This window comes from Egibacteraceae bacterium, from assembly GCA_035540635.1.
Lineage (GTDB): Bacteria > Actinomycetota > Nitriliruptoria > Euzebyales > Egibacteraceae > DATLGH01.
Genome location: DATLGH010000067.1, coordinates 64991 through 86762, shown reverse-complemented (window position 1 = coordinate 86762; position 21772 = coordinate 64991). Strand labels below are relative to the sequence as shown.

Below are 21772 nucleotides of genomic sequence, written 5' to 3'. Positions count from 1 at the left end.
AGGACGCCGAGCACATCGCCGCGTACCTCTACACCCTCCGGTAGGCGCGTTGCGGCGGCAACCCGCCACGCCCGCGCCCCGGCGGGCGGGCGGGCGGGGCGACGGGGCTAGCGGTCCCAGCGCCGCCAGCCCGGGGCGCGGGCGTGGCGGGTTGCCGCCGCAACGCGCCTACCGGAGGGTGTAGAGGTACGCGGCGATGTGCTCGGCGTCCTCGGGTGTCACCCCCAGGTCGGGCATCGCGTTTCCCGGGTCGACCGCCTGGGGGTTCTCGACCCACGCGGCGACGTTGGCGGGGGTGTTCGGCAGTCGGCCGGCGATCACCCGCCGCCGGGCGAACCCGGCGAGCGGGGGACCGACCTCGGTGTGGTTGCCGCGCACTCCGGGGATGGCGTGGCAGGCGATGCACCCGTACTCGGCGAGGGCGGCGCGCCCGAGCTCGGGGTCGCCGGGGACCTGCAGGCCCGGGGGAGTGACCTGCTGCCCGCCGGCGCACGCGGTCACGACGAGCCCGACGGTGAGCCAGGCCCGCAGCGAGCGGGCGGAGCGGGCCGTGAGGGAGGGGCTACGCCCCACGGGACAGCTCCGCCTCCCGCCGGCGGCTGCGCGCGTCGACGTCGCGCAGCCAGGCGACCACGAGGATCACGACCACGACGCCGTGCAGGATCTTGCTCGGCGCCCACATGAGCGTCCCGGCCAGCTGCTGGTCGGCGAGCGGCGTCATCCCCCCGGGGGCCGGCCCGGCGCCGTACGCGGGGTAGAGCGGGGTCGGTGCGAGCGTGAGCAGCCCACCGAGCGCGGCATGCTGGAGCGCGGTGAGGAAGACGACGGCGATCCCCGTGCCGTAGCCGAACGCGCTGCGGCGCCCCGACTGCAGGACGGTCCACCACAGGAGGACCGCCGCGCCGAGCATCGACGCGTGCTCGGCGGCGTGGACGAGGTCGTTGGCGACGGCCGCCTGGTACGGCCCCGGCAGGTGCCACAGGCAGGCCGTCACCGCGTAGACGCCGACGACCGCGAACGGCCACACCCCGTGCGCGGTCCACGACCGAAGCGCCCGCAGGCGGGCGTGCGCACGGGCCGCCGGCCGCCGCAGCGGGTGCGGAACGCCGGCGAGAAGCGGCAGGGTCGGCGCGGACAGCGCGAGGAGCGGCGCGGCGACGAGGGTGAGCAGGAGGTGCTGGACCATGTGGGCGGTGAGCACGCGGCCCGACAGCGCCTCGACCGGGCCGGCGAACGCGGCCAGCAGCGCCAGACTGGCGAGGGCCCACGCGACGGCGTGACCGCGGCGCACGACCCGGCCGCGACCGACCTGCTGCCAGAGGCGCACGGTCCCGCGCGCGTACGCGCCGCCGGCGAGGGCGACGCCGAGCAGGGGCAGCGGGTCGGCGGTTACAGGCACGGGTGGATCACCCACGTCGCGATGTCCTCGACGAAGAGCAGGAAGGCGCCCGCCCCCGACAGGAGCACCCCTCCGAGGCCCATGAACCGCACGCGGTTCACCAGGCCGGGCGGGACGTCGTCGCCGGCGGCCTGCGCGGCGCGCCAGGATCGGTAGGCGATCGCGGTGGCCGCCAGGGCTACCCCAAGAGCCGTCCAGCGGACGAGGTGGACCCACACCCGCGAGGCGTCGGCGTTGCAGACCGCGGCGACTGTCGGGTAGGCGACGAGCACGGCCACCGCCCAGGCGGCCTGACCGCCGGCGACCCCGAACCACAGCGGGAGCCACCCCGGCAGTCGCGGGCTGCGCGTCTTCTGATCCGTCACGCCACCGGCCAGACGTGCGGGGTGCCGTAGACGACGGCGGTGAGCAGGGCGCCGCCGAGGGCGACGAGGTACCAGTAGGCGCCGAGGGCCCGCAGGCCGACGGCGCGCCGCGGCAGGTCCTCGGGACGGAACGACAGGGCGAGGTGCACCACGGCCATGAGCATGCCGATGGCGAGGACCACCGCGTGGATCGCCGGCAGCACGTAGTACAGGGCCGCGTAGCTGTGCACGTCGACGCCGAAGCCCGCGCGGGTCCAGTCGAGCAGCAGCAGGGCGACAGAGGCACCGGCGAGCACGAGCGCGCTCAGGAGACCGAACCGCTCCGCGCCGAGCTCGCCGCGGTGGGACCGCCGCAGACCGCCCCAGAGCACGATGGCGCTGGCGAGCAGGGCGGCGGCCGACACTGCCGGGAGGCCGAGAGCGGGTGGAGCGATGCCGTCGGGCGGCCAGCGGGTGACACCGATGCGGATGTAGAAGTAGCTGAAGTACATGGCGCCGTACATGGTGGCGATCACCGCGAGGGTGAGCATCATCCCCCACCACGCGAGCGGGCGGGGCTCGATCGCCCGGCCCGCGCGGATCTCCTCGGGGCCGGCGTCGAGCGCGGGATCAGCGCTCATCGGACAGGCCCCCCGTCTGCCGAGCCATGGGGCTCTGCGGGTAGGTGATCGCAGCGAAGTCCTTTCGCGACCACGCCCACGCCACCGCACCGGCGACCGACGCGACGAGCCCGAGCGAGGCGATCCAGTAGATGTCGGCCAGGACGCCGGTCAGCGCCACCGCGAGCGTGACCGCCACCGTCGGCGGCCACACCGACTGCTGCGGCAGGATCGCGACGGTCTGGGGCTCCGCGTCGATCTCGGAGGTCACGAGGATCTCGCGCTCGTCCTCCAGCGGGTCGGCCAGCGGCACGGTCCACCGGCGCGTCAGCTCGTCGTCGGCCTCGATCGACTCCTGCTCCCAGAGCGGGTAGCGCGACCGCACGACGGGGGAGATGGCGAAGTTGTACGACGGCGGCAACGTCGGCCCCGCCCATTCCAGGGTGCCCGCGCCCCAGGGATCGGGGTCGGCGACGGGCCGGCGCTGGCTCACCACGGCGTTGACGAGGAACACGAGGACGCCCGCGGCGGTGAGGAACGCGCCGATGGTCGCGAGGAGGTTCAGCGGGCCCCAGCCGAGGCCCTCGAGGTAGGTGTAGACGCGCCGCGGCATGCCGAGGAAGCCGAGGACGTGGAGGGGGAAGAACGTGAGGTTGAGCCCGATCACGAAGAGCCAGAAATGCCATCGTCCGAGGTGCTCGGACAGCATCCGCCCGGTGAGCTTGGGCCACCAGTAGTACGCGCCGGCGAACATGGGCAGGACCGAGCCGCCGATGAGCACGTAGTGGAAGTGGGCGACGACGAAGTGCGTGTCGTGAGCCTGCCAGTTGAAGGGCACCACACCCAGCATGATCCCGCTGATGCCGCCGAAGGTGAAAGTGAGCAGCGTCCCGACGGCGAACAGCATCGCGGTGGCCCAGCGGATGCTGCCCCGCCAGATGGTGGCGATCCAGGAGAACACCTGCACGCCGCTGGGGAGGGCGAACACCAGCGACGCACCCCCGAAGAAGCTGATCGACAGCAGCGGCAGCCCGACGGTGAACATGTGGTGCACCCAGACGCCGAAGGACAGCACGCCGGACACGACCGTTGACGCGACGACCCACGTGTAGCCGACCAGCGGCGTGCGCGTGAACGTGGGCACGATCATCGAGATGATCCCCACGCCCGGCAGGAGCCAGATGTAGACGTCGGGGTGGCCGAACCACCAGAACAGGTGCTGCCAGAGGATCTCGTTGCCGCCGAGATCAGGGTTGTAGAACGGGGCGCCGATCTTGCGCTCGACCTCCAGGAGGATCGAGCCGACGATGAGCGTCGGGAACGCAAAGATGATGATGAACGCGGTGACGAGCATCGACCAGGCGAACAGCGGCATGCGCGCGATGGTCATGCCCGGCGCGCGGTTCTTGACCAGCAGCGCGGCGATCTCGATGCCGGCGCCGATCGCGGAGATCTCGAGGAACGTGATGCCGAGCAGCCAGAAGTCCATCGACAGGCCGGGCGTGAACTCCGGGCCGGTGAACGGCACGTAGGCGTACCAGCCGCCGTCGGGCACCGCGCCGACGAACACGCTCGAGAAGATGAAGACCCCGGCGAGGAGGTACACCCAGTAGCCGAAGGCGGTCAGCCGCGGGAACGGCAGGTCCCGGGCGCCCACCATGAGCGGCAGGATGAAGATGGCGAAGCCCTCGAGGACCGGCACGATGAACAGGAACGCCATCGTGACGCCGTGCATGGTGAACAGCTCGTTGTAGACCTGGGGATCGAGGATCTCGAGCTCGGGCAGCGCCAGCTGCACCCGCATGACGAGTGCGAAGATCCCGCCGAGGACGAAGAACGCCGCGCCCGTCACGAGGAAGCGCTTGCCGATCGTCTTGTGGTTGACCATGGTGAGCCAGCCGAGGAGGGTCGGCGGGGCGTCCCACAGGCGCTGGAGGCGGTCGACGTCGACCCGGGTCGTCGTCACGTCCCGCTCACCGCAGCGTCTCGAGGTAGTCGAGCAGGTCCTGCAGCTCCTGCCCGGTGAGGTTGGCGGGCGGCATGCGGTTGCCGGGCTTCAGGCCCTGCGGGTCGAGGACCCAGCCGCCGAGCGTGCCGCGGTTGTTCGAAAGGATCCCCGCCGCGATCGTGCGGCGCTCGGCGAGGAAGGTGAGGTCGGGGTAGCTGTCGTTTCGGGGGCTCACCCCCGTGACCGTGTGGCACTCCCCGCACCCGGCGCCGATGAAGACGTCGCGGCCCGCGAGGGCGCCTGCGTCGTCGGGCTCGTCGGGGGGGTCGGCATGGTCGGCGAGCCAGCGCGCGAAGTCGTCCTGCTCGTGCGCCACCGCGACGAAGTGCATGCGGGCGTGCTGGATGCCGCAGAACTCGGTGCACAGCCCGCGGTACTCGCCGGGCTCGTCGACCACGAGGCGCAGGATGTTCACGTGGCCGGGGTTCATGTCGATCTTCCCGCCGAGCTGGGGCACCCAGATGCTGTGGATGACGTCCGCGGAGGTGACCACCACCTCCACCGGCTGGCCCACGGGCAGGTGAAGTTCGTTGGCGATGCGGATGCCGTGGTCGGGGTAGCGCACGTCCCACCAGAACTTGTGGCCGGTGACCTCGACGACGAACGGCTCCGCGGGGTTGCCCACGGTGGCGACGCGCTCGGCGGTGACGACCGTGGCGACCATGAGGCCCACGACGACGGCCGCGGGGAACGCGATCCCGCCGACCACGACGAGGACGTTGCCGCCGCCGACGAAGCCCTCGCCCGTGAGCGCGTCCTTCGCGACGTCCTGCGTGCGGCGGCGCACCGACGCCACCCCGAGCAGGACGGCGACGCCGACGAAGACCGCCCCGCCGACGGCGAGCAGCACCCACCACAGCACGGCGATGTCCGCGGCGGCGGGCCCGCGGGGGTCGAGCAGGTTCGGCGCCGCGACTCCCGGCAGGGCCAGCCCCGGAAGGCCATGCCGTGGGAGAACCCGTGCCGGACACGGCGGGCTCGTCAACGGGGTCCTCACCTGTCCCGACGGGCGCATGGAGGGCGCAAGCCTAACGGACGGGACCGTGAGGTGGGAAAGCGCAGCGAGGCGGCGCTCCGCTCCGCGAACTCAGCGGCGGCGCAGCAGGAGCATGACCGCGTCGTCGGTGTGGCCCCCCTGGGCGAGCAGCTCGTCGAGCGAGTCCCGGACGAGCAGGTGGAGCGGCTCGTCGCGGCGGGCGCGCACCGCGGTGTGGAGGGCCTCGAGGCCGGCGATGACGTCGCCGCTGCTCTCGATGACCCCGTCGGTGTAGAGCACGAGCAGGTCGCGGGGCGCGAGGCGGCGGTCACGGCACTCCGGTGGCTCCTCGGACAACCCGCGGAGGCCGAGGGGCAGGCCCTGCAGCGCGAGGTGGACAGGGTCGCTCGCGCTCTCGCGCATGAGCAGCGCCGGAGGGTGACCGAGGGAGGCGAAGACGAGCTCGCCGGTCGCCGGCACGTAGAGGCCGCACCAGACGGTCGCCATGATGTCGGGGTCCTGGAAGCTGACCTGCTCGTCGACGCGGGCGAGCAGCTCGTCGAGGCCGAGGCCCTGCATGGCGAGGGCCCGCAGCGTCTGCGTGATCCGCGAGGTGCGGCTGGCCGCCTCCACCCCCTTGCCCATGACGTCGCCGACCACGATGAGCACCCGGCCGTCGGGCATGGGGAAGACGTCGTAGAAGTCACCGCCCACGCGGGTGTCGCGCCCGGCGGCCCGGTACTCCACGGCGAGCAGGGTCTGTTCGAGCTCGGGCAGCGGGGGCAGCAGTGAGTCCTGCAGCTTCTCGGCGATCCGCCGGACGCTGTCCTCGCGCCGGACCATCTCCTGCCGGTCGGCGACGGCGCCGAGGGCGAGGCTCGCGTGCGCCGCGAGCGACTCGACGTGGCGCCCCACCTCCGGACCGCACGGCCGGTACCACAGGATGCCCGCGAGGTCGGGCCTGCCCGAGCTCGCCGACCCCCGGTGCACCGGCGCGGGCACGAAGCCCTCCTCCGGCGGCGTGGTGCCGCCTCCGGCCGGCTCGTAGACCGCCTTCGCGAGTCCGAGGTCGCGCACGAGCGCGACGAGGAGGTCGGTGACCTGGCCCGCCGAGAGATCGGGCTCGTGCAAGGCCAGTGCAGCCTCCTCCCCCAACCGCAGTGGCGACCGGAGGGGTTCCATAGACCACCGGATTGTAGCCTGCGGGCGTGCACACCCACGCGTACGCCGAGGAGTCCTTCACCGACGCCGAGCAGGCGGTCCTCCGCCGTCACGTCACGAACACCAGCCGGCCGGTCTTCGCCCTCACGAACATGCCCGAGGTCGTGAAGGGCGCGCTCTTCGCGCGCTACTCTCGGTCGCCGAAGAGCCTGCGCCGCCTGCTGCTCGACGAGTTCGCCGACGACCTCGCGCCGGCCGAGGGCGCCCCGCAGCCCCCCGCTCGGGCGGACGCCGGTCGGGCGGCGCGCCTGTACGAGCGGGTGTTCGTCGAGTACGGCGACGACTCGGTCGCCCAGCTCGGCGGCGCCCACGTCGCCGTGGAGCAGGCCTCGAACCTGCTCACCAAGGTCCTCGAATGGGGCCGGCTGGCCGCCTACCTCGAGCAGTCCACCCGGTACATGCGCTACGACGACCGGCCCGGTGGGCGCTACCGCTACTACCGCGACCCCGACATCGCGGCGAGTCCCCACAGCGACGCCTACACGAAAGCGCTCGACGCCGTCTTCGCCGGCTACTCCGCGATGTTCGAACCGGTGCGCAGCTGGGTCGAGGCGGAGTTCCCCCGGGACGAGACGACCTCCGAGGTCGTCTACCGCAACGCCACGACCGCGAAGGTCTGCGACCTGCTCCGCGGTGTCCTGCCGGCCGCGACGGTGTCGAACGTCGGCGTCTTCGCGAGCGGCCAGGCCTACGAGCAGCTGCTGCTGCGGCTGCGCGGACACGAGCTCGCGGAGGCCCGCGCGGTCGGCGACGCACTCCTCGCCGAGCTCCGCCAGGTCATCCCGTCGTTCCTCACGCGGGTCGACCGCCCGGACCGCGGCGAGGTGTGGGCGCGCTACCTCGCCCGGACGCGCGCGGACAGCCGCGCGCTCGCCGAGGAGCTGCTCGCGGGGGTGCCGCCCGCTCCGGCGGAGGAGGTCACCCTGGTCGCCTACAGCCCCGACGCCGAGGTGGAGCTCGTGACGGGGATGCTCTACCCGCACAGCCACCTGCCCGAAGGACAGTTGCGCGAGGTCGTCCGCGCGATGCCCGAGACCGAGCGTCTGCGCGTCGTGCGGGCGTACGTCGGTGACCGCCGCAACCGCCGGCACAAGCCGGGCCGGGCTCTCGAGCGGGTGTGGTACCGCTTCGACGTGTGCAGTGACTACGGGGCATTCCGCGATCTCCAGCGGCACCGCATGCTCACGATCGACTGGCAGGAGCTCAGCCCCCGCCACGGCTACGACACCCCGCCCGAGCTCGTCGCGGCGGGCGTGGAGGACGTCTGGCACCGCGCCCTCGGTCGGCAGGCGGAGCTGTGGGAGCGGCTGCGTCCCGACCTGCCGCGCCAGTCCCCGTACGCGGTGGGCTTCGCGTGGAAGGTCCGCTACAGCCTGCAGCTGAACGCCCGCGCCGCGATGCAGCTCATCGAGCTGCGCAGCGGCCCTCAGGGCCATCCCTCCTACCGGCGGATCGCTCAGCGGATGCACACGCTCATCGGCACGGAGGCGGGCCACCCGGCCGTGGCCGACATGATGCGGTTCGTCGACTACACGCCCGGCCACCTCGAGCGCCTCGACGCCGAACGGGCGGCCGAGGCCCGCAGGGTAGCCTCGGACGCGTAGCATCGGGGGGATGACGACCGCTCCGGAGGCCTTCCCGCCACCGCGCCGGCAGCGCATCCCGACCCCCGACGACGTGCTCCTGCGCCGGTTCGGCCTCGTCCGCGCGGTCGGCGGAGCCGCGTACTTCATCGCCGTCGGGGTGCTGTTCGGGATCTTCGGCAGCGAGGTGTGGCCGCTCGCCCTCGGCGTGCCGGTTCTCGCCGTCGTGACGACCGCCTACTTCAAGAAGTCGGTCGCCTACCCGCGCACCGCGGTCATCGCCTCGCTCCTGGCCGACGCCCTGGTCCTCGGGGGAGCGGTGGCGTTCCTGGGTGGCACGGGGTCCGGTCTCATCATGCTCTACACGATCGTCGTGGTGAGCGCGGGCATCCTGCTCGGGCCCAAGGCCGCTTACGCGTTCACGGTGTTCACCTGCCTGCTCGCCGTTCTCCAGCTCGGCCTGGAGGAGCTCGGACTGCACCCGGCGCTCCTGCACCGCCCCGACCTCGGGGAGCGGGTCGTGATCCTGCTCGTCAGCATCGCCGGGGTCATCTCGGTGGGCTACCTGTCGGCCACGTACGCGAGCCGGTTGCACGAGCTCATCGCCCTCGCCGGGGAGGAGGCCGAGACCGTCCGCGAGCGCAACCGGCGCCGGCGGTCGTTCGTCCGGCAGGCCAGCGTCGACGTGCGCTCGCCGCTGCGCGAGCTCGAGGAGGTCGCCGACCAGCTCGATGACAGCGCAGCGATCCTGCCCGAGAAGGACCGCCGCCGGCTGGCCGCACGGCTGCGGGTGATCGTCACGAAGCTCGACGCCGAGGTGGCCCAGCTGACCGACGTGGGGGTCCTCGACGAGACGAGCGTGCGCCTCGAGCCGGTGGTCCTCCGCCGGGTCGTGGAGGACAGCGTCGTGGCGCTCGGCCGGCGCCTCGACCACCACACCGTCAACATCGACGTAGGGCCCGTCAAGGTCGTCGCCGACGGGCGGGGGGCGCGCCGTATCGTCTTCAACCTGCTGGAGAACGTCGCCGACCACACGCCGTCGGGGACCACGGTGACGGTCACCGCGCTCACCACGGCCGGCCACGGCGTCCTCGTCGTCACCGACGACGGCCCCGGGGTGCCCTCGACCGCCGCGCACCGGCTCTTCGACCCCCCCGACGAGGGCGGCGGACCCCGGGTCGGCCTGCCGCTCGTGGCGGAGCTCGCGGAGGCGATGGGTGCGCGGGTGCGCTACGAGCCCGCACCGCGCGGCGGCGCGCGCTTCCTCGTCTCCTTCCGCCTGTCCCCCTCGGCGGCGCCCAGCGCCGACGACGAGCCGACCGCCGCCGACCGTCCTCGAGCAGCGAAGCGGTAGGACGTTCAACCGTCCTCGAGCAGCGAAGCGGTAGGACGTTCAACCGTCCTCAGGCAGCGAAGCGGTAGGACGTTCAAACAGACCTCGGGACGTTGTGGCTAGACTCACATCACCCGTATTCCATGCCCCAGCCACCGAGTAGGGATACTGCGCCTCCTGACGTTCGGACCTGCCGACCACGAAGGATCCGCCTTGCCGATCTTCGGAAGGGTCCTCACCGCCATGGCGACCCCCTTCACCGCCGACCGTGACCTCGACCTCGACGGGGCGCAGCGCCTGGCGACCCATCTTGTCGAGCACGGCAGCGACGGCCTCGTCGTGGCCGGCACGACGGGGGAGTCGCCGACCCTGTCGCACGACGAGACCCTCGACCTCTTCTCGGCGGTGGTGGAGGCGGTAGGGGAGCGGACCGCCGTGGTGGCGGGTGTCGGCAAGAACGACACCGCCGCGACGGTGCGCCTGGCGGAGGAGGCCGCCGGCCTCGGGGTGGACGGCCTGCTCGTCGTCACGCCGTACTACAACAGGCCGTCGCAGCGGGGCCTCATCGCCCACTTCACGGCGGTGGCGCGGGCGGTCGAGCAGCCGATCCTGCTCTACAACATCCCGAGCCGCACGGCGTGCGAGATCGCTCCGGAGACCTTGCTCGCCATCCACGAGGCCGCACCGAGCGTCCGTGCAGTCAAGGACGCGGTCAAGGATCTGGACAAGGCCGCCTGGGTGAACGCGAACGCGCCCGACACCTTCGAGATCTACGCCGGCAACGACATCGACCTGCTGCCCCTGCTCGCGGTCGGCGCGGTGGGGATCGTGAGCGTGGCCGGGCACCTCGTCGGTGAGCGCCTCGCGGCGTTGATCGCGTCGTTCCCCACGGATCCCGCCGCGGCGCGGGCGCACCATCTCGCGCTGCTGCCGCTCTTCTCCGCGCTGTTCGTCGACACGAACCCGGTGCCGCTGAAGGCCGCGCTGCGCCAGCTGCGGTTGCCCGGCGGTCCCGTGCGGCCGCCGCTCGCCGACGCCGAAGAGGAGGTCGAGGGTGTCGTCGCCGACGCGCTCGCGGCGGTGGGGGTGACCGCCTGATGGCGCACCCTCCCGTCCGCGTCTCCTTCTTCGGAGGCCTCGGCGAGATCGGGCGGAACATGGCCTCGGTCGAGGTCGACGGGCGCATCGCGCTCATCGACGTCGGGCTCATCTTCCCCGACGCCGAGCACCACGGGATCGACCTCATCCTCCCCGACTGGTCGACGTTGCGGGGCCGCGCGGCCGACGTCCACTGCGTGGTCATCACCCACGGGCACGAGGACCACATGGGGGCGCTGCCGTTCTTCTGGCGCGACTTCCCCGACGTGCCCGTCTACGGCACCCGCCTGACCCTCGGGCTCATCCGCGCCAAGCTCGAGGAGCATCCCGACGTCAACGCCGACCTGCGGGAGGTCGAGGCGGGCGAGCGCCTCACGACGGGGCCCTTCGACATCGAGTTCGTCGGGGTGGCGCACTCCATCCCCGACGGGCTCGCGGTCGCGTTCCACACCCCTCATGGAACGATCCTCCACTCCGGCGACTTCAAGCTCGACCAGACCCCGATCGACGGGAAGCCCACCGACCTGCCGCACCTCGCCCAGCTCGGCGACGACGGCGTCGCGCTCCTGCTCGCCGACTCGACCGGCGCGGACACCGCCGGGCACGTGCCCACGGAGCGGGTCATCGGCCGGACCATGGCGGAGGTGTTCCGGCAGGCGAGCGGGCGCATCATCGTCACGACGTTCGCGAGCCACGTGCACCGGGTGCAGCAGATCATCGACGCCGCTCTGGCAGTCAACCGCAAGGTGTGCTTCGTCGGTCGCTCGATGGTCCGCAACATGCCGATCGGGCGTGAGCTCGGCTACCTGCACTACCGCGACGACGACATCGTCGACATGGCTGCCGTCGACCGGATGGGGCGCCACGAGACGGTCATCGTCTGCACCGGCTCGCAGGGGGAGCCGTACGCCGCGCTGTCGCTCATGGCCGCGGGCCAGCACAAGCAGGTGCGCCTCGAGCCGGGCGACACCGTCGTGATGGCCTCGAGCGTCATCCCCGGCAACGAGCACGCGATCTACCGGTCGATCAACGGGCTGTTCCGGCAGGGTGCCGACGTGGTGCACAAGGGCATCGCCGACGTGCACGTGTCCGGGCACGCCGCCGCCGACGACCTGCGCTTCTTCCACAACATCGTGCGGCCCGAGCACTTCATCCCCGTCCACGGCGAGTACCGCCACCTCGTCGCGCATGCACGCATCGCGTGCGAGACCGGCACGCCCCCCGACCAGGTCTTCGTCTGCGAGGACGGCGACACGGTCCTTCTCCAGGACGCCACGGTGCGCCGGGGCGAGTCGTTCCGTCCCGGCGTCGTGTTCGTCGACGGGCTCGGGGTGGGCGACGTCGGCAACGCCGTGCTGCGCGACCGTGAGCGCCTCGCGGGCGAGGGCATCTGCATCGCGGTCATCACCGTCGACCAGCACGCCCGCGTCGTCGGTGAGCCGGGGGTGCTCCAGCAGGGGATCATCTACGAGCCCGAGCAGTCGGTCATGCTCGAGCACGCCGCCAAGGTCCTCGCCGACGAGCTGCACCGCAACGGCGGGGAGGGCGACGAGGCGGTCGTGCGGCGCACGAGTGTGCAGGCACTCGCGCGGTTCTGGCGCGACCAGGTGGGGCGCCGGCCCGTGATCCTGCCGGTGCTCGTGGAGGTCTAGCCGTGGCGGGGGCGAGGACCGACCGCAGGAAGGCGGCGACCGGCAAGGCCGGCAAGGGCGCGGAGGCGGGGCGGCGCCCGGCCCGGCGCAACCCCCCCCCGGGCGGCCCGACCGTCGCCGACCACCTCCGCGACATCTGGGGGATCGCGCTGCTCGTCCTGGCCGCGCTGAGCGCCCTCGGCCTCTACGCCGACGCCGCCGGCGTCGTCGGCGTGTTCCTCGACGTCGCGTTCCGTGGGCTGTTCGGCATGCTCGGGCTCGCGGCCCCGGTTGCCCTTGCCGCGGGAGGGGTGCTGCTCCTGCGCGAGCCACGACCGGCCGACCGGCGTGTGGTCGCTGGGGGGATGCTCGTCGCCCTCGGAACCGCGGGCCTGTGGCACCTCGCCGCCGGCGCCCCGCCGTTCGACGCGGGCCTGTCCGACCTCCAGCGCGCCGCCGGCTGGACCGGCGCAGCCGTCGCGCTGCCCCTGCGCGCCGCCGCCGCCACCGGCGGCGCCGTCGTGCTGCTCGTGGCGGTCGTCGTGGTGGGCCTGCTGCTCGCGACCGCGACCCCACCGCGGGTCGTCGTCGAGCGGTGTGCGGCGGGCGCCCGCGCGGTGCGTGACCGGGTCGCCGAGGCTCGCGCGCGCCGCGGGCTCGCCCGTGAGGAACGGGCCGAGGCGGCCGCCGCCGAAGAGGACAGCCCCACGGTGGTCCTCGACGAGAACGCCCCGGCGACCTCGCTCGACGACGACGACACGGGTCCGATGGGGGGCGGCGACGACGAGCTCGCGCTCGACGGCGCCGACGGGCCCGAGGTGGCGGCGGCAGCCGAACCGGGACTGTCGGACACGCAGCTGCTGCCGGCCGGCGTGGACACCGCCGGGGCGGGCACGGCGACGGTGCTCGCACCGCCGGCGGAGGACTGGGCCGCCTACGAGCTTCCCCCCCTGTCGCTGCTGCGCACGGGGCGCGAGGCGGTCGGCAACAAGCGGGAGCTCGACCAGATGCGCGGTGCGCTCGAGCGCACGCTGCGCCAGTTCAACGTCGGGGCCGAGGTCAGCCGCATGCACCGGGGCCCGACCGTCACCCGGTTCGAGGTCACCCTGAAGGCGGGGGTGAAGGTCGCGGCGGTGACGAAGCTCGGCGACGACATCTCCTATGCGCTCGCCACGCCGGAGATCCGCATCGTCGCGCCGATCCCCGGCAAGTCCGCGATCGGCATCGAGGTGCCCAACCGCGACCGCGACCTCATCACCCTCGGCGACGTGCTGCGCGCCCCCGAAGCCGAGCGCCAGGCCCACCCGCTCGCCGTCGGGGTCGGCAAGGACATCGCCGGCCACGCCGTCATGGTCAACCTCGCCACCATGCCGCACCTGCTCATCGCGGGTGCCACCGGGTCCGGCAAGAGCGTGACCATGAACGCGATCGTGACGAGCCTGCTCATGCGCGCCCGCCCCGATCAGGTGCGGCTCATCCTCGTCGACCCGAAGCGGGTCGAACTCAACCATTACGAGGGCGCGCCACACCTGCTCAACCCCGTGGTGACCGATCCGAAACGGGCGACGGAGGCCCTCGAGTGGACCGTCCGGGAGATGGAGTCGCGCTACGAGCGCCTCGCCCTGCTCGGCTACCGCAACATCGACTCGTACAACGGGGCGGTCCGGGACCAGACGGTGCGGCAGGCGCCCGCCATCAGCGGCGAGGCCGACACCGTCTGGGAGCCGCTGCCCTACATCGTCTTCGTGATCGACGAGCTGTCCGACCTCATGATGGTCGCGCCCCGGGACGTCGAGAGCCACATCGTGCGGATCTCCCAGATGGCGCGCGCGGTGGGCATCCACCTCGTGCTCGCCACGCAGCGTCCCCAGGTCGAGGTCGTCACCGGCCTCATCAAGGCGAACGTGCCCTCCCGCATCGCCCTGGCCATGGCGACCGGCCACGACTCGAAGACGATCCTCGACCAGTACGGAGCGGAGAAGCTCGTCGGCGACGGCGACATGCTCTTCATGCCGGCGAACGCCTCGAAGCCCCATCGTATCCAGGGCTGCTACATCGGCGAGGGGGAGATCGAACGCGTTGTCGACCACTGCCGCTCGCAGCGCACCGTGGAGTACGCGGCGGGCATGGTGAAGACCGACGCCGAGGCGCGCCTCGACGTCACCGGCGACGACGCGAGCGACGCAGACCTCACCACCGCGGCGATGGAGCTCGTCGTGCGGTCGGGCCTCGGCTCGACCTCCATGCTCCAGCGTAAGCTGAAGGTGGGGTTCGCCCGGGCGGGGCGGCTGATGGACGAGCTCGAGCAGATGGGCGTCGTGGGGCCGTCGGAGGGGCCGAAGGCCCGCCAGGTCCTCATGAGCGTCGACGAGCTGGAGCGCCGTCTCGGGGGGGACGCCGGCGGCCCCCCGCCCGCCGTCCCCTGAGCGGGTCCCGCCGGCGCCGGGAGGCCCGGCGAGACTCCGGAGCCCCGCACGTCGTTGTGACTGCGGGTGACATTGACAAGGCATGACGGACTGCTCGCGGGTGCGGCATGGCGAACCCGCGCGGGGCGCGACAGTATCCTTCATCCTCGGCAGCGGCCTGCTCCTCGGCACGGGGCGCGCCCTCCGGCCTCCCGCGGCGCAACGCCAGCGCACGCGACGCAGAGGACACGACCATGGCTGAACCCACATCCGCGCCCGGCCCGAGCGGTGTCGAGACGCTCGAAACCCCCCGTGGCGGGGGTGAAGCGCGCAAGCCCGGCGCGACCGGGCTCCTGCGCGACCCCCGGTTCGTCTGGGCCGTCGCGGTCATCGCGGTGCTCGCCGCCGCCTTCTCCACCTTCCAGTGGCAGGTCCAGGCTGCCGAGGCGCGCGCGCGGGAGGAGGTGCGCGAGGCGGCGGAGGTGGTGGCGGCCCGCGTCACGACCTTCGAAGGGGCAGCGATCGACGAGTTCGTCGAGGAGCTACGCGCCCTGGCGACGGACGACTACGCGGCCCAGGTCGGCGAGCTCTTCAGCGGCGAGTTCCGCGACGCCCTGCGCGACAACGAGGTCGAGTCCGTCGGCGAGGTGACGCGGAGCTTCGTGCAACAGCTCGACGGCGACGAGGCCGAGGTGTTCGTGCTCGTGCGGCAGACGAGCCTCAACGCCTCCGTCGAGGAGCCGATCGTCGACGAGCTCCGCATGGAGCTCACGCTCGTCCGCGAGGCGGGCCGGTGGCTCGTCGCCGACATCGCGGTGCTCGGGCCGTCGCCCACGCTCGCCCCCGGCGCCCCCGGCGCCCCCGGCGAGCCGGCCGCGCCGCAGGGCGGGCAGGGATGAGCCGGGGCCGATTGAGCGTCCTTCGAGCCGGGCGGACCCGGGAGGCGCGGAGCTCGGTCGTCGACAAGCGCGACATCAAGATCGACACCCGCTACGGCGAGGGGATGTGGGACGTCGAGTGGACCTCTACGACAACACCGCCTTACCCCTGCGCGAGCACACCCGCAGGAGCGAGCGGGAGATCCGCGAGATCGTCATGCGCAACCTCGAGCGGGTCGGTCTCGCCGGAGCGGCCGACCGCTTCCCAGGGGAGGTCTCCGGCGGGATGAGAAAGCGGGCCGGTCTCGCCCGTGCGCTCGTGCTTGACCGGGAGATCGTGCTGTTCGACGAGCCCGACTCCGGCCTCGGCCCCGTCCGCGTGTCGTTCCTCAACGAGCTCATCCTCCAGCTGAGGGAGGAGCTGGCGGCAACTTTCGTGATCGTCACGCACGACATCCCCACCGCGCGGAACATCGCCGACTACATCGGGATGCTCTTCCGGCGCAACCTCGTCATGTTCGGCCAGACCGAGGAGCTGTTCGGCTCCGACAAGGCCGTCGTGACGCAGTTCCTGCACGGGCGGACCTTGGGCCCCATCGGCATGAGCGAAGAGGCCGACGCCCCCGGGTGGCAGGAGGCCGGGGACGGCCTGGGGGCCACCCCGCCGACGCGGATCAGCTGAGCGACAGCGGTCCGCCCGCGGCAGCGGTCGCAGGCCTGGCGGCGGGCCTGATGAGCGGCAGGGTGACGGTCACGGCCGTGCCGACCCCCACCTCGCTTGCGATGTGGAGACGCCCGCCGAGCCCACCGACGAGCTCGCGGACGATGAACAGCCCGAGCCCCGCACCCGACGTCGTCATGTGCAGCGGGTCCTCGCCGCGCTGGAAGGGCTCGAGGATGCGGTCGAGGTCGTCGGGGGCGATGCCGCGGCCCTCGTCGGCGACGACGAGCGTCGCCGTGTGCTCGTTCGTCGACAGCGTGATGCGCACCGTCGTCGCCGTGGGCGAGAACTTGCAGGCGTTCTCGACGAGGTTGTCGACGATCTGGCGGACGCGCCGCGGATCGACGACCGCGAGCTCCTCGTCGGGTGCGATGCAGAAGAGCGTGTGACCGGGGCGTGCGAGGGCGAGCTGCGCCACCTCCTCGCGCAGGAGCCCCGCGAGATCCACGTGCGCGGCGGTCACCGGCGGCCGGGCTCCCGACGGCGCGGTGGGGGTTGCCGGCCGGGTTCTGGCGGAGGACAGCTGCCCCACGAGGAGGAGATCCTCGACGAGGCGCGTCAGGTGGTCGGCCCGCCCCTCGATCTGCGCGAGGAGCTCCTCCCGCTGCTCCTCGCGCATGGCGTTGCCGCGCAGGCGCAGCAGCTGCGCGCTCGCCTTGATGGGCGTGAGCGGGGTGCGCAGCTCGTGGGACACGACGGCGAGCATGTCGTCCTTCATGCGGGCGACGCGGCGCTCGGCGGTGACGTCGTGCACGACGGCGACGTGCAGGCTGGAGTGGGCGGTGTCGCGCACCGTCGCGACCGACACCCGCCAGGTGTGCGGGTTCACCCCCGGCCGCGTCACGTCGTGGACCCCGGGGGTCTGCCACGGCCCCGGCCCGAGCACCGTGGAAACCGGTAGGCCGAGCGCCTGCTCGGGCAGCCTCGCCGCGAGGCGGCCCATCGCGGGGTTCCACAGGCGCAGCGTCGCGCTCTCGTCCACGACGAATATGCCGTCGCCGGTGCCGTCCACGACCGCCCGCAGGGTCGCCCGCTCCTGCTCCAGCGCCGAGTGGGCCGCGGCCCGGTCGAGGTGGACGCCCCCGGACCGGGCCAGGCGCGCCAGCCACTCGGCGCTGTCGACGGTGACGCCGAGCTCGCCGGGCCAGGCGACGAGCACCCCCTCGCCGCGACCGAGGGGCGCCTGCTGGGTTCCCGACCCCGGCAACCCAGCCCCCGGCGGCGCCGGGGGTGGGGTGAGCCATCGGCCGTCGCGCCAGATCGCGGCCCGCAGGCCGAGCACCTCGCCGACGCCCTCGACGAGGGCGCTGGCGACCGCGGCCGGATCGGTGGCGTCGGACAAGCGATGTTCGACGGTCACCACCGCCGCCGAGCGCTCGCGGTCGACCGTTGCGTGCACCTGCGCCCGCGACGCCCCGTACAGCAGCGCGACGGGGATCGCGAGGGCGACCAGCGCCCACGGACGCGTCTCGGCGAGCAGGACCGCGATGAGCCCGAGGCCCGCATTCGTCACCGTCAGCAGCGCGAGGGTGGGCACGATGCGGCGCGCGGTCGCGGGCCAGGACTGCCGGGCCGACAGGGCGATGATCCCGCTGACCGCTGTGGCGTTGACTGCCGTGAGGGTGCAGAGGCCCATCCCGACCGCGATCATGCTCCCCGCGGCCACGGGGCCCGGGCGGGGGGCGATGGCTCCCACGACGAGCGCGGCGACTCCCGTGCCGGTCACGTACCAGGCGAGGTTGAACACGAGCTTCAGCGAGGGCACGCGGTCGACGAGCTGCCAGCAGAGCTTGCCGAGGCAGGCTGCGAGGACGACCTCTGCCGGCGGGAGCAGCAGCAACCCGACGGTGAGCGCGGCGTCGCTGAGGTTGAACTGGGCGGTGCCGGCGCGCCGGAAGGGCAGGTCGACGCGCAGCCCCTCGCTCACCGCGATGCCGGCCGACAGTGCGAGGACGGGCCACGGCGACACGGGAGCGTCGCCGGAGACGACGGCCGTGACGGCAACGAGCACCGACAGCACCGCCGTCACCCCGACGAGGCCGCGGGCGGGCAGTGGGAGCTCCCGCAGCCGGGGTGGGCCGTGAACCATCATCGCGCGGGAAGCAGTGACACCTAGGGCGTCACCATCAGCCAGCCGACGCCGCGCCAGTTCACGCCGCGCCAGTTGACGCCGCGCCAGTTGACGCCCTGCCACTCGGCGTCGCGCCAGTTGACGCCGCGCCAGTTGACGCCCTGCCACTGGGTGCCGCGCCAGTTGACGCCGCGCCAGTTGACGCCGAGCCAGTCGGTGTCGCGCCAGTTCACGCCGCGCCAGTTGACGCCCTGCCAATCGGTCTCGCGCCAGTTGACGCCGCGCCAGTTGACGCCCTGCCAGTCGCTGTCGCGCCAGTCCGCGCTCCGCCCGTTCGCACCCTGTGGCTCGGCCACAACCGGCCGCCCGGCCGGAGCCGGCGGGGGAGTCCCGACCGCAGGGGACCTGCCGGGACGGGCGGCCGCCCCCTGGTCGAGGCCCATCCCGGCGCCCACCGCAGCCGGAGCGTCGAGGGCGAAGGCGTGAAGGCCGGCCGGATCACCGGCGGGGTCGCCCGCTCGCAGGGCGGCGTCGAGCTGCGCCGCGTCGAGGGCCTGGTTCGCCGACCATGCGAGCGCGGCCACACCCGCGGCGAGAGCGGTTGACATCGACGTGCCGCTGCCGCTGAACGAGGCAGCGCTCGCGCCGGCCGTGCACCGTTCACGGCCGCCGGCGACGAACGCCGCCGGGTGCTCGACGGCCAGCGTCGCCCCGCACGGCATCGTGCCGACGACGCGGACGCCCGAGGCGACGGCGTCGGGCTGCGCGACGCCGAGCCGGTCGACTCCCGAACCACTGAACGCGGCCATCCGGTCGTCGGCCCGGCCGGGCGTGCCCTGGTCGTCGACCGATCCCACGGAGAAGGTCCCGGGCGAGCTCGCCGGCGAGCTCAGCACGCCGCTCTCGTTGCCCGAGGCGGTGACGACGAGCACGCCCGTGGCGGCCAGCCGGCCGACGGCCAGGTCGAGCAGGTAACCGGCCGGGGTGTGGGCGTCGACGCCGAGGGCCAGCGTGGCCACGGTGACCCCCGCGTCGCGTCCGGGACCGGCGAGCCACTGCAACGCGGTGAGCACCGTGCCGATCTCCGCGCTGCCGTCGGCCCTCGCCACCTTGAGGGAGAGTAGCTCCGCCGCGGGCGCCACCCCGGGCGTGACGTCACCGCGCCCCGCGATGAGCGAGGCCATGAAGGTGCCGTGGCCGTAGCCGTCGCCACCGCCGCTGTTCGTGAAGTCGAGCTCGGCGACGACGGCGTCGCGCAGCGCCGGGACGTCGGCGACCCCGGTGTCGACGAGCGCCACGAGGGCTCCCTGACCGCGCGTGGTCGTCTCCCAGACCTCGGGTGCGCGGGTGGAGGCGACACCGCTGTCGAGCACCACGCCGGCGCCGGGTTCGGCCCCCTCGACGAGGGAGCGCCAGCCGATGGTCGCGTCGGCGCCCACGGCCCGCGCAGGCGCGACCGGCGCCGCGACGAGGAGCGCGTCCACGAGCGGCAGCGCGTCGAGCACGCGCGTGCCGGCGGGCAGCGTCGCGTCGGACGGGACGATGTAGGTCGACGTGCGCATCGGCGCCCCGGCGAACAGGGCCGCGAGGAGACTGACCACGGCCAGCGCCGCCAGCGCGGCTCGGGGACGCGGGAAAGCGGCCCCGCCGGTGACGGTTGCCTGATGGACGGGGGTCATGTCGCCTACCCTTCGTTTCGCCACGCACGGGGACAACCGTGCCGTAGGGACGTCTTCGGCGGTCTGCACCGTCATCTACAGGGCCATTCGGCCACCGCGCCGCCGGAACTAGTGTTGACTAGTCCATTTGGGGGGTGCGGCGGGCGTCGGGACCCCGGCGGGGGGGAAGAAGGAGGTATGCGCAAGACGGCAGCCGTCGCGGCTTTGCGAGCCCAGCGGGTGGCGACCGTCCGCCGCCTCGCAGGGCTGCCGGACGGCATCTGGCACACGCCGTGCCTGCCGCACTGGCGGGTGGGTGACGTCGCCGCGCATCTCGTCGCGGTCGACGAGGCGTTCGCAACGGGAAAGATCCACCAGGCGCTGCGCCGTGCCGGCGACCTGTGGGAGTTCGACCACGGCGACGACGCCACGCGCTGGGACGACCGGGAGCCGGCCGAGCTGCTCCAGGAGCTCGAGCGTTGGGGGAAACGGCTCGCAACGGTGGCCGATCGCCTGCCGACCGTGGTCGGCCGTCTGCCCATGCCCGGCTGGCTCGGCCGCCAGCCGCTGCTGTTCTTCGCCTACCGCCGCGTGCTCGACGAGTGGGTGCACGAGTGCGACGTGGCGTGGGCCACGGACTCCACCAGCCGTCAAGAGCCGGTTGCCGTCGAGGACGCCGTCGGCGACGTCCTCGCCCTCTCGGTGCTGAGCGTCCTGCCGCACGTCGGCCTGCCGCGGGCGCGGCGCACGAGCGGCGTGGCGCGCGTCGTCGTGGACACCGGCGGGGGACGGCGACTGACGTGGGGGATCGACTTCGCCCGCCGCCAGTACGGCCCGCGGGTCACGGCCCGTCCCGACGCGGTGGTGAGGACCGACGCCCGCACGCTCGCGCTCGTGGCTGAGCAGCGCTGGGCCTGGCAGGGGGTGGATGCCGAGCACCTCACCGTCGATGGCGACGAGGCGGTGGCCACCGACGTGCTCGACCTCCTCGCCAGCGCCCCGTGAGCAGGTCCCCACTTCCTATACTTGTCAGTCCTATGGCGACCGGGATCGGCGAGACCCTGCGGGCGGCCCGGCGGCGACACGGGCGCACACTCGCCGACGCGGCCGCGGAGACCCGGGTGCGCGAGAGCTACCTCGCCGCGCTGGAGGAAGAGGAGTTCGCCGCCCTCGGAGGCGGCGTCTACGTCAAGGGCTTCCTGCGCAGCTATGCGAAGTTCCTGAGCCTCGACCCCGAGCCGCTGCTCGAGGCCTACCGCGCCGAGTACGAGCGCGACGAGGACACCGCGCCGGTCCGCGAGCCGGTTGGGCCGATGCTCCCACCCGAGCGCCGGTCCGGCCCTGCGGTCATCGTCGTCGCGGCCGGGGCGCTGCTGCTCGTGCTGGCGGGCCTCGGGATGTTCCTCGGGCGCGGCGGCGACCCCGACACGGTGGGGGAGCGGGGCCCCGCACCGGCGGAGACGCCGGAGGCGGCGTCCCCCACGCCGCCCACCACCACGACGGCGCCGTCGCCGCCGGCAACGGTCGACCCCACCGACCCGGAGGTGGAGGGCATCGAGGTCGTCGTCGCGGTGACGGGGGAGGTGTCGTGGATGCGCGTCGAGGTCGACGGGGACACGGTCCTAGAAGGTGTGCAGTCGAGCGGCTTCCGGCGAACCTTCACGGGCCAGGATCTCGTGCGGCTGCGCATCGGCGATGCGAGCGCCGTCGCGGTCGAGGCGAACGGCCGTGACCAGGGCCGGCTCGGCTCGGCTGGACAGGTCGTCGTCGTGACCTGTCCCGGCGGCGACACCGAGTGCGACGTCGACGTGGTGGCGTGAGCCGGT

At 73.2% G+C, this 21772-nt stretch carries 18 protein-coding genes; 9 read left to right on the top strand and 9 right to left on the bottom strand.

Annotated elements, in window-relative coordinates; genetic code table 11:
* Positions 1–168: 168 nt before the first annotated feature.
* The 7 genes from VM324_11525 to VM324_11495 all read right to left on the bottom strand — a co-directional run bounded on the left by VM324_11525 (position 169) and on the right by VM324_11495 (position 6529).
* Positions 169–573 carry a c-type cytochrome gene (locus VM324_11525; protein HVL99911.1) on the bottom strand — a complete coding sequence of 135 codons (405 nt, stop codon included), beginning with the start codon at positions 571–573 and terminating at the stop codon, positions 169–171.
* Entirely contained in the window at positions 563–1414 is an 852-nt protein-coding gene (locus VM324_11520) for a cytochrome c oxidase assembly protein (GenBank protein HVL99910.1), read from the bottom strand. Before VM324_11520 ends, VM324_11525 begins: the two co-directional genes overlap by 11 nt.
* Positions 1390–1764, bottom strand: coding sequence for a hypothetical protein (locus tag VM324_11515; protein HVL99909.1), 375 nt, complete (start codon positions 1762–1764; stop codon positions 1390–1392). The genes VM324_11520 and VM324_11515 overlap by 25 nt, the downstream gene beginning before the upstream one ends.
* Positions 1761–2384, bottom strand: a complete 624-nt coding sequence (locus VM324_11510) for a hypothetical protein (protein HVL99908.1) — start codon at positions 2382–2384, stop codon at positions 1761–1763. Before VM324_11510 ends, VM324_11515 begins: the two co-directional genes overlap by 4 nt.
* Complete coding sequence (locus VM324_11505; GenBank protein HVL99907.1) at positions 2374–4329, bottom strand: cbb3-type cytochrome c oxidase subunit I; 1956 nt, start codon at positions 4327–4329, stop codon at positions 2374–2376. The genes VM324_11510 and VM324_11505 overlap by 11 nt, the downstream gene beginning before the upstream one ends.
* 7 nt (positions 4330–4336) lie before the next feature.
* Positions 4337–5386, bottom strand: coding sequence for a cytochrome c oxidase subunit II (gene coxB / locus VM324_11500; GenBank protein HVL99906.1), 1050 nt, complete (start codon positions 5384–5386; stop codon positions 4337–4339).
* Between the two features lie 72 nt (positions 5387–5458).
* A complete protein-coding gene (locus VM324_11495) occupies positions 5459–6529 on the bottom strand; it encodes a PP2C family protein-serine/threonine phosphatase (protein HVL99905.1) in 1071 nt (356 codons plus the stop codon).
* 26 nt (positions 6530–6555) lie between these two features.
* On the opposite strand from VM324_11495, the gene VM324_11490 reads away from it, so the two are divergent.
* The 7 genes from VM324_11490 to VM324_11460 all read left to right on the top strand — a co-directional run bounded on the left by VM324_11490 (position 6556) and on the right by VM324_11460 (position 16178).
* Positions 6556–8172: an FAD-dependent thymidylate synthase gene (locus tag VM324_11490; GenBank protein ID HVL99904.1), complete on the top strand. Its 1617-nt coding sequence runs from the start codon at positions 6556–6558 to the stop codon at positions 8170–8172.
* 10 nt (positions 8173–8182) lie between these two features.
* Entirely contained in the window at positions 8183–9505 is a 1323-nt protein-coding gene (locus tag VM324_11485; protein ID HVL99903.1) for an ATP-binding protein, read from the top strand.
* A 192-nt stretch (positions 9506–9697) separates the two neighbouring features.
* Positions 9698–10582, top strand: a complete 885-nt coding sequence (dapA, locus tag VM324_11480) for a 4-hydroxy-tetrahydrodipicolinate synthase (GenBank protein HVL99902.1) — start codon at positions 9698–9700, stop codon at positions 10580–10582.
* Positions 10582–12234 (top strand): ribonuclease J, encoded by a 1653-nt coding sequence (locus tag VM324_11475; GenBank protein ID HVL99901.1) that lies wholly within the window; start codon positions 10582–10584, stop codon positions 12232–12234. Before dapA ends, VM324_11475 begins: the two co-directional genes overlap by 1 nt.
* A 2-nt stretch (positions 12235–12236) precedes the next feature.
* Positions 12237–14639: a DNA translocase FtsK gene (locus tag VM324_11470; GenBank protein HVL99900.1), complete on the top strand. Its 2403-nt coding sequence runs from the start codon at positions 12237–12239 to the stop codon at positions 14637–14639.
* A 233-nt stretch (positions 14640–14872) separates the two neighbouring features.
* The gene (locus tag VM324_11465; GenBank protein HVL99899.1) at positions 14873–15517 is read left to right on the top strand and encodes a hypothetical protein; all 645 of its coding nucleotides are present in this window, start codon (positions 14873–14875) and stop codon (positions 15515–15517) included.
* A gap of 106 nt (positions 15518–15623) precedes the next feature.
* Positions 15624–16178 (top strand): ATP-binding cassette domain-containing protein, encoded by a 555-nt coding sequence (locus VM324_11460; protein HVL99898.1) that lies wholly within the window; start codon positions 15624–15626, stop codon positions 16176–16178.
* Here the strand turns inward: VM324_11460 and VM324_11455 are convergent.
* The gene (locus VM324_11455) at positions 16171–18309 is read right to left on the bottom strand and encodes an ATP-binding protein (GenBank protein HVL99897.1); all 2139 of its coding nucleotides are present in this window, start codon (positions 18307–18309) and stop codon (positions 16171–16173) included. The two genes, VM324_11460 and VM324_11455, sit on opposite strands and share 8 nt — an antisense overlap.
* Positions 18310–18329: 20 nt before the next feature.
* Positions 18330–19967: a S8 family serine peptidase gene (locus tag VM324_11450; GenBank protein ID HVL99896.1), complete on the bottom strand. Its 1638-nt coding sequence runs from the start codon at positions 19965–19967 to the stop codon at positions 18330–18332.
* Positions 19968–20144: 177 nt separating this feature from the next.
* On the opposite strand from VM324_11450, the gene VM324_11445 reads away from it, so the two are divergent.
* Both VM324_11445 and VM324_11440 read left to right on the top strand, forming a co-directional pair.
* Positions 20145–20951 (top strand): maleylpyruvate isomerase N-terminal domain-containing protein, encoded by an 807-nt coding sequence (locus VM324_11445; protein HVL99895.1) that lies wholly within the window; start codon positions 20145–20147, stop codon positions 20949–20951.
* Positions 20952–20983: 32 nt separating this feature from the next.
* Positions 20984–21766: a RodZ domain-containing protein gene (locus VM324_11440; protein ID HVL99894.1), complete on the top strand. Its 783-nt coding sequence runs from the start codon at positions 20984–20986 to the stop codon at positions 21764–21766.
* The last annotated feature ends 6 nt before the right edge of the window (positions 21767–21772 follow it).